General features: G+C 39.2%; 11 protein-coding genes. 6 read left to right on the plus strand and 5 right to left on the minus strand.

Features of this window, described 5'->3' with window-relative positions:
- The first annotated feature begins 27 nt into the window (after nt 1–27).
- The 6 genes from clpP (at nt 28) to LJD61_RS04375 (ending at nt 7,803) form a co-directional block, all read left to right on the plus strand.
- Nucleotides 28–612 carry an ATP-dependent Clp endopeptidase proteolytic subunit ClpP gene (clpP, locus tag LJD61_RS04350; RefSeq protein WP_255226287.1) on the plus strand — a complete coding sequence of 195 codons (585 nt, stop codon included), beginning with the start codon at nt 28–30 and terminating at the stop codon, nt 610–612.
- Between the two features lie 14 nt (nt 613–626).
- Entirely contained in the window at nt 627–1,925 is a 1,299-nt protein-coding gene (clpX, locus tag LJD61_RS04355) for an ATP-dependent protease ATP-binding subunit ClpX (protein ID WP_255226288.1), read from the plus strand.
- Between the two features lie 148 nt (nt 1,926–2,073).
- The gene (gene lonB / locus LJD61_RS04360; RefSeq protein WP_255226289.1) at nt 2,074–3,786 is read left to right on the plus strand and encodes an ATP-dependent protease LonB; all 1,713 of its coding nucleotides are present in this window, start codon (nt 2,074–2,076) and stop codon (nt 3,784–3,786) included.
- Between the two features lie 322 nt (nt 3,787–4,108).
- The gene (gene lon, locus LJD61_RS04365; RefSeq protein WP_255226290.1) at nt 4,109–6,442 is read left to right on the plus strand and encodes an endopeptidase La; all 2,334 of its coding nucleotides are present in this window, start codon (nt 4,109–4,111) and stop codon (nt 6,440–6,442) included.
- Nucleotides 6,432–7,013 (plus strand): ribosome biogenesis GTP-binding protein YihA/YsxC, encoded by a 582-nt coding sequence (yihA, locus tag LJD61_RS04370; RefSeq protein WP_255226291.1) that lies wholly within the window; start codon nt 6,432–6,434, stop codon nt 7,011–7,013. Before lon ends, yihA begins: the two co-directional genes overlap by 11 nt.
- Before the next feature lie 25 nt (nt 7,014–7,038).
- The gene (locus LJD61_RS04375; protein WP_255226292.1) at nt 7,039–7,803 is read left to right on the plus strand and encodes a CPBP family intramembrane glutamic endopeptidase; all 765 of its coding nucleotides are present in this window, start codon (nt 7,039–7,041) and stop codon (nt 7,801–7,803) included.
- Nucleotides 7,804–7,944: 141 nt separating this feature from the next.
- On the opposite strand, the gene LJD61_RS04380 is transcribed toward LJD61_RS04375, so the two are convergent.
- The 5 genes from LJD61_RS04380 to LJD61_RS04400 form a co-directional block, all read right to left on the minus strand.
- Nucleotides 7,945–8,271 (minus strand): hypothetical protein, encoded by a 327-nt coding sequence (locus LJD61_RS04380; protein ID WP_255226293.1) that lies wholly within the window; start codon nt 8,269–8,271, stop codon nt 7,945–7,947.
- A gap of 103 nt (nt 8,272–8,374) precedes the next feature.
- Nucleotides 8,375–9,067, minus strand: coding sequence for a hypothetical protein (locus LJD61_RS04385; protein ID WP_255226294.1), 693 nt, complete (start codon nt 9,065–9,067; stop codon nt 8,375–8,377).
- A gap of 38 nt (nt 9,068–9,105) precedes the next feature.
- Nucleotides 9,106–9,387, minus strand: coding sequence for a hypothetical protein (locus tag LJD61_RS04390; protein ID WP_255226295.1), 282 nt, complete (start codon nt 9,385–9,387; stop codon nt 9,106–9,108).
- A 990-nt stretch (nt 9,388–10,377) separates the two neighbouring features.
- Complete coding sequence (locus LJD61_RS04395) at nt 10,378–11,619, minus strand: IS256 family transposase (RefSeq protein WP_255226296.1); 1,242 nt, start codon at nt 11,617–11,619, stop codon at nt 10,378–10,380.
- Nucleotides 11,620–11,899: 280 nt separating this feature from the next.
- Complete coding sequence (locus tag LJD61_RS04400) at nt 11,900–12,952, minus strand: hypothetical protein (protein WP_255226297.1); 1,053 nt, start codon at nt 12,950–12,952, stop codon at nt 11,900–11,902.
- Between the last annotated feature and the right edge of the window lie 426 nt (nt 12,953–13,378).

Raw genomic sequence — 13,378 nt, forward strand, 5'->3', positions numbered from 1 at the left:
TATTTAACAATAGTGAGGAGGATGTTTATGAGCTTAGTGCCTATAGTCGTAGAACAAACCAACAGAGGCGAACGATCATATGACATTTATTCGAGACTTTTGAAAGACAGGATAGTTTTCCTGGGTGATGAAGTCACTGATGTGACTGCATCCTTAATTGTTGCCCAGCTCTTATTTTTGGAAGCAGAAGATCCTGAAAAGGATATTAACCTTTATATCAACAGCCCCGGCGGCTCAATAACTTCAGGAATGGCTATTTATGATACCATGCAGTTTATCAAGCCTGATGTTTCAACCATATGCGTAGGCATGGCCGCAAGCATGGGTGCGTTTTTATTGGCTGCAGGCGCAAAGGGCAAGAGATTTGCACTGCCCAGCAGCGAGATCATGATACATCAGCCCTTAGGCGGAGCCAGAGGGCAGGCTACCGATGTGATCATCCATGCTGAAAGATTGATCAGGACTAAAAAAACATTGAACAAGATATTGAGTGAGAAAACCGGCCAACCATTGGAGAAAGTTGAAAGAGATGTAGAGAGAGATTATTTCATGTCATCGGAGGAGGCTAAGGCTTACGGGATAATTGACGACATTCTATCAAAGAGAAAGTAAAAAGAGGTGTATATATGGCCAAATTTGAGGATAAGAAACAGCTCAAATGCTCCTTTTGCGGTAAGAATCAGGACCAGGTAAGGCGCCTTATTGCAGGACCGGGAGTTTATATCTGCGATGAATGCATAGAGCTTTGCCAGGAAATAATAGATGAAGAATTTGAGGACGAAGTTGATCTGGAGGTAAAGGATGTACCTAAGCCTAAGGATATAAAAGACTTTCTCGATAAATATGTCATAGGGCAGGATGATGCAAAAAAATCCATGGCTGTAGCAGTTTATAATCACTATAAGAGGATTAACTCTGATAACAAATATGATGATGTAGAGCTCCAAAAAAGCAATATAGTTCTGGTAGGGCCTACAGGCTCCGGCAAGACTCTGTTAGCTCAGACTTTGGCCAAAATGCTCAATGTACCCTTTGCCATAGCTGATGCCACATCACTCACAGAAGCAGGTTATGTAGGCGAAGATGTAGAAAACATATTGCTCAAGCTTATTCAAAACGCAGACTATGATATTGAAAGAGCCGAAAAGGGCATAGTATATATCGATGAGATAGATAAAATAGCCAGAAAATCTGAGAACCCTTCAATTACAAGGGATGTATCCGGAGAAGGTGTGCAGCAGGCGCTTCTGAAGATATTGGAAGGAACTGTTGCCAGCGTGCCGCCCCAGGGCGGAAGAAAGCACCCCCATCAGGAATTCATTCAGATAGACACAACAAATATACTATTCATATGCGGCGGAGCCTTTGACGGATTGGACAAAATAATAATGAACAGAACAGGTAAGAAATCCATGGGCTTTATTGCAGATATTCAAACCAAGGAAAACAAGGATGTGGGAGAGATACTCAAGAATGTCCTTCCGGAAGACCTGTTGAAATTTGGCTTGATACCTGAATTCGTCGGCAGGCTTCCTATTATAGTGACCTTGAGCTCTCTTGATAAAGACGCTCTGGTCAAGATACTGAAGGAGCCCAAGAATGCTCTTGTGAAACAATATGAAAAGCTGTTTGAAATGGATAATGTGGACCTGGAATTCCAGGATGAAGCTTTGGAGGAGGTCGCAAGGCTGGCATTGGAGAGGAAGACAGGAGCGCGCGGCCTTAGAGCCATACTCGAAGACATCATGCTGAATGTAATGTATGAAATACCCTCAAGGGAAGACATAGATAAATGCATAGTGTCCAAGGAGACCATATTGGAGCATAAGCAGCCGGAACTGGTATATCTGGAGCCGGGTACAAAAAAAACACCGAAAAAGCCGAATAAAAGAAGCGGAAAGCCGAAGAGGGAGACCGCTTCATAATAGAAAGCAAAAATTACAAACCACGGGGGCCGTCCTCGTGGTTTTTTGTTTTGAAATTTTTAGCAGTTTCAAATCTACAGGATAAAAAAATCCACAGTATCCAATAATATTATTGACAGTTAATCAATTGTGATGGGAGGCAAAAACCATGTCTCAAGTTTTATTTTTTGTACAGCTTTTCTTTCTTCTGGTGATGGGTTTATATTTTTTCAATATGCTGAAAGGACAGCAAGGAAGCAAAGTTGTCGTTGAAAAAGAGTCAAAAAAAGAATTGGAAAAATTGCAGAAAATGAGGGAGATCAAGCTTACCAAACCTCTATCTGAGTTGACCAGGCCCTCAACCTTCGGAGAAATAGTGGGCCAGGAGAATGGGATCAAGTCTTTGAAGGCAGCACTGTGCAGTCCTAATCCACAGCATGTGATCATATATGGCCCTCCGGGTATCGGCAAAACAGCAGCCGCCAGGCTTGTTTTGGAGGAAGCAAAGAAAACCAAGGGCAGCCCCTTCAGACAGGATGCAAAGTTTATGGAGATAGATGCTACAACCGTAAGATTTGATGAGAGGGGCATTGCCGATCCTCTTATCGGTTCTGTACATGATCCAATATATCAAGGGGCGGGAGCCATGGGTCAAGCAGGCATCCCACAGCCTAAACCCGGTGCAGTCACGAAAGCTCATGGGGGAGTGCTCTTTATAGATGAAATAGGAGAGCTGCATCCCATTCAAATGAATAAATTGCTTAAGGTTCTGGAGGACAGAAAGGTATTTTTAGAAAGCGCCTATTATAACTCAGAGGACCCTCATATACCGTTTCATATACATGATATATTTCAAAACGGCCTGCCTGCAGACTTCAGGCTCATAGGGGCAACTACCAGGGGCCCCGAATCCATACCTCCGGCTCTTAGATCCAGATGCCTGGAGATATATTTTAAGGCATTGAGCCCCGATGAGATAAAGATAGTATGTGAGAATACTATCAAAAAGATATTTTTTGATATGGAAAAAGGCGTCGCAGATGTCATTGCCAAGTATGCCACTAACGGCAGAGAAGCGGTTAACATTATTCAAACAGCAGTAGGCATAAACATCAACGAAGGAAGAAGCAAGGTCTTGATAAGGGACATAGAATGGGTGGTAAACAGCGGACAATACAGCCCCCGCCCCGAAAAGAAGATAAGCCAGGAGCCTCAGGTGGGCTATGTGAACGGTTTGGCCGTATATGGCCCCAATATGGGGACCATACTGGAAATTGAAGCCTCCTCTTCATATGCTGATAAAGGCAAAGGAAAGCTGACTATAACGGGCATAGTAGACGAGGAAGAGATAGGGTCCAATGACGGCAAAAAGATAAAAAGAAAGAGCATGGCGAAATCCTCTGTAGAGAATGTCCTGACCGTGATAAAAAAATACTTGGATATAAATCCGGGGGACTATGATATACATCTGAACTTCCCCGGCGGCGTGCCCATAGACGGCCCTTCCGCAGGCATAGCCGTGGCGGTTGCAGTTTACTCCTCCATTACAAACATGCCGGTGGATAATAATATAGCTATGACCGGTGAAATATCCATAAGGGGTAAGGTTATGCCGGTGGGCGGCGTAGTAGCAAAGGTAGAAGCTGCGAAATCCGCAGGCGGAAAAAAAGTTATCATACCGAAGGAAAACTATCAGGAGATATTGAATAATATAGGTATAGAAATAATACCTGTCGAAGATATAAAAGAGGTTATAGATATTGCATTGAACAAGACTCAGCAGAGATCAAAGCATCTCACAGCGCTGCCGGACACAGGCCTATTGGCTGCTAACGGTGTAGCACCGATGAAAAGCAGCTCCAATGTAACCTCGGCGCAGTAAGAAACGGTTTATAACCGCTGCTCAGCTGCTTTTGCATTCCATGTTGCAAGAGGGATATGTACACATATCCCTCTGTTACTTATATGCTTCATCACTGAACTAACCCGCTCTAAGACCCCCGCCTCTATAGGCGGCGGGTGCTAAGAGCGGCTAAGTCCAGTATGGACTCGACTAACATTCAGTGGGGGTTGAATCCCCCCTCTGAATGAAGTCTCGTTCAATATTCAAAAAGTGGTTGCTTAATGAAGAGTATAAATATATAATATACTAGACATGGAGGAAGAAAATTATTACAATATAATCATTTACAGGAGTGATCGTTATGCCAAGCAACATGAAAAGGCTGCCTCTCCTTCCGTTAAGAGGCTTAAGCATATTTCCATATATGGTCCTTCATTTTGATGTAGGAAGAGAAAAGTCTGTAAAGGCATTGGAAGAGGCCATGATAGATGATCAGCTCATATTCCTGGTCACCCAGATGGATGCCAATACTGATTTGCCTGAAGAAGAGGATTTCTATAAAGTAGGGACTATTTCCAAGGTAAAGCAGCTGCTAAAGCTTCCCGGGGATACTATCAGAGTATTGGTAGAAGGGATATCAAGGGCAGAAATACATTCAATCGTATCCGATGAACCGTTTTTCCTTGCCGATGTTATGGAATACAACAGTGACACAGAGGATGGGGAACCGGAAATCGAGGCATTGAAGAGAAGTGTCACAGATGCATTTGAAGAATATGTAAAGTTGAATTCGAAGATAGCACCGGAAATACTGGTTACCATCTCTGCGGTAGATGATGCCGACCGATTGGCGGATATAATTGCATCAAATATGACGATAAAAATAGAAGAAAAGCAGGAGATACTTGCTAAGTTTGAAGTCAAAAGCAGGCTTGAAAAGCTTTATTCCGTAATACTTAAAGAACTCGATATACTTGAGCTGGAAAGAAAGATCAACAACAGGGTGAGAAAGCAAATAGATAAAACCCAGAAGGAATATTATTTAAGAGAGCAGCTAAAGGCCATTCAAAAGGAATTAGGCGATAAAGACGGTTTTGAAGAAGAGATCGAAGAATACAGGGATAAATTAAAAAAGCTTGAGCTTCCTGAAGAGGTAGTAAATAAGGTTGAAAAGGAAATAGACAGGCTTACAAAGATGGCGCCGGGCTCACCGGAATCAGGGGTTATCCGGACTTATCTCGATTGGATATTTGACTTGCCGTGGAACAATGAGACGGATGATAATCTAGATATAAAGAATGCCAGGAATGTGCTGGATGAAGACCATTACGGCCTGAAAAAGGTGAAGGAAAGGGTATTGGAGTATCTGGCAATACGACGGCTTTCGAATAATATGAAAGGCCCCATACTTTGCCTTGTAGGCCCTCCGGGAGTCGGAAAAACCTCGATTGCCAAATCAATAGCCCGGGCTATGGGAAGAAAATTTGTCAGAATGTCTCTCGGCGGAGTCAGGGATGAAGCAGAGATCCGGGGACATAGGAGAACCTATATCGGGGCAATACCCGGCAGGGTGATATACTATATGAAGCAAGCCGGTACCAGGAATCCGCTTTTCCTTTTTGATGAGATTGACAAGATGAGCAGTGACTTTAGAGGAGATCCTTCTTCAGCCCTGCTGGAGGTTCTGGACGCGGAGCAGAATAAGGATTTTAGAGATCATTATCTTGAATTGCCCTTTGACCTGTCAAAGGTAATGTTTTTGACTACTGCCAATACCACAGATACTATTCCGGGGCCTTTGCTTGACAGGATGGAAGTCATACACCTGTCTGGCTACACGGAAGAAGAGAAGCTCAGCATAGCCAATAAATATCTGATACCGAAGCAGATCAAGGAGCATTCTTTGAAATTGGGCAATGTAGCCATATCTGAGGCTGCAGTCAGGGATATAATAAACAGATATACCAGAGAATCCGGAGTAAGGAGCCTGGAAAGAGAACTGGCCAAAGTCATAAGAAAGGCTGCAACAGAAATAGTTGAAAAGAATAAGAAAACTGTGAGGGTAAATCCGGGAAATCTCAAGAAATTCCTGGGCATACCCAGATATAGATATGATGTGGCAAATATGAAAAATGAAGTAGGGGTTGTCACAGGCCTGGCCTGGACACCTGTAGGCGGAGACACTTTATTTATCGAGGTTTCCACTATGCCCGGCACAGGCAAGCTGGAGCTTACCGGACATCTGGGAGATGTGATGAAGGAATCTGCCAAGGCAGGGCTCAGCTACATCCGCTCCAGGGCGGACAAATTCGGGATAGATAAGGATTTCAGCAAAAATGTGGATATACATGTTCATGTGCCTGAAGGCGCAACTCCAAAGGATGGGCCCTCAGCAGGCATAACAATGACCACTGCGCTGATCTCTGCGCTGACCGATATACCTGTGAGAAAAGACGTTGCGATGACGGGGGAGATCACCTTGAGGGGCAGGGTTCTGCCCATAGGCGGCTTGAAGGAAAAAACCCTGGCGGCCAATAGGGCCGGCATCAAGAAGATCATATTGCCTAAAGAAAATGAAAAAGACCTGGAGGAAATTCCTAATAACGTACGAAAAGCAATGGAATTCGTATTGGTTGACAGCATGGATGAAGTGCTGGAACATGCCTTATGCAGAGGTGAGGCAAATGATAATTAAGGACTGCCGATTTTTAATAAGCGCTGTTTCAAGCAGCCAATATCCTGAAGGACAACTGCCGGAGATAGCCTTCGCCGGCAGGTCCAATGTTGGAAAGTCCTCTCTTATAAACTCTCTTTTGAATAGAAAAAAGCTGGTTAAGGTAAGCTCAAATCCGGGCAAAACGAGAACCATCAATTTTTTTATGATAAATGAAGAATTGATCTTTGTGGACCTTCCCGGCTACGGATATGCGGCAGTATCCAATGCAGAAAAGCTCAAATGGGGTACTATGATCGAAGAGTATCTGGCCAAGAGGTATAATTTGAAATCTGTTGTGCTTTTGGTGGATATCCGCCATAAGCCTACGGCTGATGACAAGATGATGTATGACTTTATAAAGCACTACATGGAAAAGGTCATCATCGTAGCTACGAAGAGAGATAAAATCAGCAATAATGTTTTAGGGAAAAATTTAAGGACTATAAAAGAGACCTTGGGAACTGATGAAAAGGATATTTTGATATCCTATTCTTCCGAGAATCATAACGGAAGAGAAGAACTCTGGGAAGAGATAATGAGATCATTTTGAATCGGCTGAATCAGGAGGGAAGATATTGGATGCCATACGCTACATTGTATTTATATTTGTATTCCTAATAGTGAATACACCCATATACCTCCAGCTTTACAGAGTCTTTCTAATAAATAAAAAACCAATAACAATAATTTCACTGACGGTATTATATTGGTTTGGAGCTATCTTCACAGAGAATTTCATACCTTTCATAGTCGTTATCCTGCTGCTTTACCGATATCATCTCCATAAGGTGAATTGCTCCGAAGGAGCAAGAGAAGATGCCCTGGGGCATAAGGTGGATAACGGGGAAAGCTATATGAGAGATATTGATGTGTGGCGCTTTGACAGGCACAGCGTATTAAATGTTACAATTGCTACATTGGTGGCCAAGGTGCTCGTCACAATAATAAACGCCATATATATAAACATGCTTAGCCTTATTGTGAAAACTGAGATACAGCCTCAGGAGGTCGTAACGGACTTTTATGAATCCGGCTTCTGGCCCAGGTTTGTCTTATTTTTCGTTATCGTAATATTCGCTCCCTTTGTAGAGGAATATGTATTCAGATATTTTTTGTATGATAAGCTGTTTCTTCCAAGAATGCCGAGAGGCTTTGCAGCAGTTTTGTCCGCTGTTATATTTACTACAGCCCACTATAATTTGAGCGGCATACCTTCCTTTTTCGGACTTGCCCTGTTTTGCACCTATATGTATGAAAAAAGGGGATATTTCGCAGCGGTGACAGCCCACATGGCATTCAATCTCAGCACCGTGATATTGCTTGTGTTTATTAAGATGTAAGCCAGCTCGAAATTCGATCTGCTCTAGAATTGATATCAACATATTTTTAGTATTTCCCTAGGCCTTTTCAACCTTCATCACTTCCTATATTATTCACCTTCTACCTATATAACGAAATGAAGGGGGATTTTGTGACACTTGCTATGAAATTCTTTTTTTGATACTTCCGGAACGAGCGATAAGGTAAAGCACCATAGAAAAGATAGCATATATGACTACATTAAACATGCTTAATTCCTTTGAAACAATTTTATATGCGATTGAGAATGATATTGTAGTAATAATTATAAGGGCAATATTGCAAATCTTATTATTCAATCTGTATAAATAATCTGTTATAAAAATAGCAGCGGTAAATATCAGGCTTACAGTTAATGCTGTCGCTAAATCAGTTACTCTTGAATATAGAAATGTTATTGCTGCAATAAATAATAGAGCCCCTATGCATTTATAAGCGTATTTTTTCATATAATCACACCACCTCTATTAGCTTAAAATTGACAGCTGAAATATACTTTACGAGGCCATAAGCTTTCTTTCCATGCTCGAATCTAAATCCCCAACGGTTGTATCATCTCAAATAATCCAACATGGTCTTGACTTGGTCTGTACCGGATTTCATGCTCTCATTTTCATTTTCAATCATATTTTTTAGTTCTTTATCCATTACAGCATCTTTTGCAGATAGTACACCATCATCAATCAAAAAGCATCCTTGCTCACCGCCCTTGATAAAGTAAGTATTTTCCCCACTTTTTGATTGGTCTCCGAGTAATAGAATGTACTCTTTGCCCTCTTTTAGTATATAGTCTTCATCACTTAGAGAGCCTGACTTAAGTACATATATTTCGTCAACAGCCTTTCCTTTTATTGTATTTGTGACCATGATAGTATTTTTAATACCTATTTCGCCATACTCTGATTGTTCGATAACCTTTCCTACTACTATCAAATCAGCATTATTTTTTACAGCTTCCAATGACTCCTCATAGTCTAAATAAAACGCCTCGGTATTATTCGCCCTAGTGGTATCCAAACTATCGATCTCTTCAATGGCTTGATAAACTTTAGCAGGGTTAAAATTTTCTTCAGTTATTATCCCATTAATTTCAACAGGCATAAGCTGGCTCTTTTTGTTAATTTTATAGGTTCTTTTATCAAAAATATTATTCGATATGGCATAGTTTATACTATAGGAGCCGATTATTACACCAAGAATAATCGCAAAGACCATTGTTATATTGATTTTTTTATATTTAACCATTTATTTTACACCTCGACTTCTATAGGTCGTATGCTGCCTTAATTTTTAGCTGTTATGCAATTGCCGCCAATAACATAGAAAAAAGCTGCAGCAGCAATGATTAAGAAACTCCTTATATTCAATAAGCATTCAAAGCTTGCGATCTTGAGCAATATACCGCTTATGGTAAATGACGCTATACCTAAAATAAATCTATTTCTTTTGCTGAGATTATCAATCTGTTTGTCTATCCGGTTTATAAGTCCGGCAATTTTAAGTATATAATATATAATAAGGCCTGATATGATTACTAGTACCATATATTTAATTATCCATAACATTAAAATCACAAGCCCTCCTTCATTTGTCTTTTACCTATATAACGAAATGAAGGGGAATTTTGTGACACTTGTTCTAAAATTCTTTTATATATAATTGACAATGATTCTGTACTACTTGTAAAACCGGTCAGGCCATATAAATAAAAGATAAATTGCAATTGATACAGATAAGAAGCATAGCAATATATAAAGAACGGAATTTGCTCTGGCGCTTAAAGAATCGCGTTTCCAATGCTTTTTAACTTGTGAAATACTTATTAATGCAATGCTGATTTGTTGAATCCCAAGCAATCTAAAAGCAATGTTGTATAATCCCATTATAGAGACTATAAGAATACTTATACTCTCAATAATGATTAGGAAAGTGTGAATATCAGGCAGAATGCCTTCTAATCTATTTTTATGGCTCATATTATCACTTCCTGTCATCATTCACCTTTTACCTATATAACGAAATGAAGGGGGTATTTGTGACACTTGCTCCAAAAAAATTTCAAAGAAAAGAGACAGACTGCATAAAAGCAATAATGCCTGTCCCTGATGCTTTATATATAAGTCTGTTTTCTTATTCTTTCAGAACGAGCAACAAGGCAAAATATTACAGAAGAGATTGAATATATAATTATGCTAGATATGCTTAGCTCTTTCGAAGCAATTTTATGAGAAACCGAAAGTATTGTTGTATTAATTATTATAAGGGTTATATTCCAGATTTTATTATTTAATCTGTATAGAGAATCTGTTATGGAAATAGCTACGACAAACATTAGCATTTGAATTACTGATGCTAAGTTAGCTTTTGTTAAATATAATATTGACGTTCCCATAAGGAGCAGAGAGACTGTAAACAATTCTGTGTAAACCCCCTGGATTAATGATAAAATAGGCCGGTTTACCTAATAAATTTCGTAATACTGTTGATGTCTGTATTTTTACACATGTTAAGAACGCTGTCAACAACTTGTTGGCAGCGTTCATTTTGTCTAGTAGCTAATCTATATCTGCCAAGGTAATTCTACCCTCAAAATAAATGCACAGCTGCTCTAAAATCTTACCCCATTCCCAAGGCTTACCGTTCCACTTCTTTGTGATATCAATCATTGAAAGGTACAGCATTTTAAATAGGGCGTCATCGGTTGGAAAAATAGTCTTGGATTTTGTAACCTTCCTCAGCTGCCGATTGAAGTTTTCGATGGAATTGGTCGTATATATGATCTTACGGAGTTCCGGCGGATATTTAAAGTAGGTAGCCAGTTGAGGCCAATTATTCCGCCAGGATGCAATGGAACTCGGATATCTGCCTCCCCATTTCTTCTCAAGTTTATCAAGCTCCTGAAGTGCGATTTCCTCCGTTGTGGTTTGATATACTCGTTTCAGGTCAGCCATGAATGCTTTTATGTCTTTATAGGAGATAAACTTTGTGGAATATCGTATCTGATGCACAATACATCGCTGTATTTCCGTCTGTGGGAATACTGCATGAATTGCATCACCGAAACCGGTAAGGCCATCAACCGAAACAATCATAATATCTTCGACACCACGATTCTTAATCTCATTCAACACACCAAGCCAGTATTTTGCACTTTCGTTACCACCTACCCACATGCCAAGGACCTCTTTGGATCCGTTCAGCTTAATTCCTATTGCTATGTATACAGCTTTCTTCACAATGGCATTATCTTGCCTTACGTTGTAATGAATGGCATCCATAAATACCACAGCATACTTTCTATCCAGTGGTCTGTTTTGCCATTCTTTTGCTATCGGAAGTATGCGGTCGGTCATCTTGGATATCATCTCTGCAGACGCATCAACCCCATAAACAGTTTTCAGGTGATCAGAAATATCCCTCGTTGTCATTCCTTTGGCGTACATAGACAGTACTTGATCCTCGATGTTTGAGATATCGGTCTGATTCTTCTTAACAATCTGAGGCTCAAACTCTCCTTTGCGATCACGGGGAATGTCCAGACATATCTCACCAATGGATGAGACAACATTCTTCTTACTGTAACCGTTCCTGCTGTTGTCGGTGTCCTTGTTGGAGTAATCATACTTGGAATAACCCAGTTCATCTTCCAACTCACCTTCCAGCATCCCCTGAAGTGTATCTCCTAGCAGGTCTTTAAGCATCTCCTGAACGTCCTGTGCTGTTTCGGGTTTGTAATGCTCAAGCAATCCACTAATGAACGCTTTGCGTTCTGGGGTAAGTTTTCTTTGTCTTGCCATAAAAAATCCTCCTGAATTAATATTTATCTTAACATTAATCCAAGAGGATTCTCTACTAGTTTACACAAAATATTTTACACTATCGGAGCAGAAGTATTATATATTTATCAGCGTTCTCTTTCATATATACCACCCATTCTAAATCATTTGAGTATTTTGCCCTTTTATCCCGGCAATCCATTACTATATATCAGTACCTACCACGGATATACTTAATAAGGGATTCATTGTTATATAATGATGAGCTTATACTTCCGCTGAGTGAGTTATATCCGATATCTTATTGATAATGTGAACTTATTATTTCAATTTCTATGCCTTCTTCAATATCTTTTATCTTGCTTTCCCAATATTCTCTATATTTTTTATTGATATCCGGGCTCATAATAATTTTATTCTCAGTTTTTTGAACTTCCGGCAATATCCCTAATTCGATACCTTCTTTGATAAAGCTATTCTTCAGATTTTCAATAGAATAGTATAGCTGAATCTGGCCAGGGCGAAAGTCCGACCAGTATTGCTCTTCTGTCAAGCCTAATGCTTTGATATAATCTTCCATGAAAGCTTTTCCTTCTTCTTCGAGTTCTTGATCATAAGCTTCTTTTTCTTTCAAAGACAGCGCTTTAGCTTCCTCAATAGAAATGTCTAATCCATTATCTTCAGCCATTTCGTATAATACTTTTATTTTGGCTCTTTTTCCAATGACATCCGCATAACTACCTGAATCTTTAATTGTTCCGTCTATACTATAAAGCTTTTTATACATTTCAACTTCATCTTTGTAAATTTCTATGCCATTTGCTCTGGCAACAACTTCTTTATTATCCAAGCTCATATGCTCTTTGATAACCTGCCCTAATTCCAATACATCTGTTTTATCTTTCAGTATTTCACCTATTGAGTATTTTTTAGAATGCTTATATCCATTAATAGTTTCTAATTCTATTGTTATAAATTCGTCCTTTAGCATTTCCTTGATTTTATCATAGTTTAAGCGTTCCGGAATAAGTGTTATTTCAATATTGTTTGCATAATCTTTAAAAGCAGGGCCTTTTTCAGTTCTATCTTCTGCCTTAGCAATAATATAATTGCTTATTGCACCATAGTTATCTCTATTAACGTAATCTATATCTATTGACTTATATTTTTGAAAGTCGCTAACTTTTGTATTTATATTAATTATAAAGTATTTTTTATCAGGCTTCTTTTCAGAAGTAGATGTATATTCCAGATAGCAGTTTATACTGATATTTGGTGGCATATTGCTATAATATGCAAAGATGAGACTGAGACAAAGCAGTAGTGCAACAAACATTAAGTTTTTTTTCTTCACATTATCCCCCTCCTGCTGGAGTATTTTTATGTTCGACAACTTTTATCCTCTGTTATATATATCGGCTATATAATGTATTTTTAATAAAAGCAAAGCATAACATTATTGAAGACTATGCTTGAAATACCAAACTTACAACAAACATTAGGGACAAATTAATTGCGTGTCATATTCATTACTTTGAATAAGAGCACAGTAAATATTGGACAAACTAAAAGCCATATAAGCATATTAAGTGAAAATAATTTTTTTATCGGTAATAATCCAGGCAATACCCAATGCAGCGCTAATATATTCAGGCAGTATAAATAAGCAATAATTATAATTCCTGCTATTATTGCTTTCATACTCAACAATATATACCGATTATTTATTCTGTTGATTTTTTTGGAGAACTTATTAATAATATTAGAAATTATTAATACA

The sequence above is a fragment of the Lutispora saccharofermentans genome (assembly GCF_024363565.1).
Classification (GTDB): domain Bacteria; phylum Bacillota; class Clostridia; order Lutisporales; family Lutisporaceae; genus Lutispora; species Lutispora saccharofermentans.

What these genes read in the sequence shown, in the direction of transcription:
- clpP (WP_255226287.1), top strand. Translation starts at nt 28, where the DNA reads ATGAGCTTAGTGCCTATAGTCGTAGAACAAACCAACAGAGGCGAACGA.
- clpX (WP_255226288.1), top strand. Translation starts at nt 627, where the DNA reads ATGGCCAAATTTGAGGATAAGAAACAGCTCAAATGCTCCTTTTGCGGT.
- lonB (WP_255226289.1), top strand. Translation starts at nt 2,074, where the DNA reads ATGTCTCAAGTTTTATTTTTTGTACAGCTTTTCTTTCTTCTGGTGATG.
- lon (WP_255226290.1), top strand. Translation starts at nt 4,109, where the DNA reads ATGCCAAGCAACATGAAAAGGCTGCCTCTCCTTCCGTTAAGAGGCTTA.
- yihA (WP_255226291.1), top strand. Translation starts at nt 6,432, where the DNA reads ATGATAATTAAGGACTGCCGATTTTTAATAAGCGCTGTTTCAAGCAGC.
- LJD61_RS04380 (WP_255226293.1), bottom strand. Translation starts at nt 8,271, where the DNA reads ATGAAAAAATACGCTTATAAATGCATAGGGGCTCTATTATTTATTGCA.
- LJD61_RS04385 (WP_255226294.1), bottom strand. Translation starts at nt 9,067, where the DNA reads ATGGTTAAATATAAAAAAATCAATATAACAATGGTCTTTGCGATTATT.
- LJD61_RS04390 (WP_255226295.1), bottom strand. Translation starts at nt 9,387, where the DNA reads ATGTTATGGATAATTAAATATATGGTACTAGTAATCATATCAGGCCTT.
- LJD61_RS04395 (WP_255226296.1), bottom strand. Translation starts at nt 11,619, where the DNA reads ATGGCAAGACAAAGAAAACTTACCCCAGAACGCAAAGCGTTCATTAGT.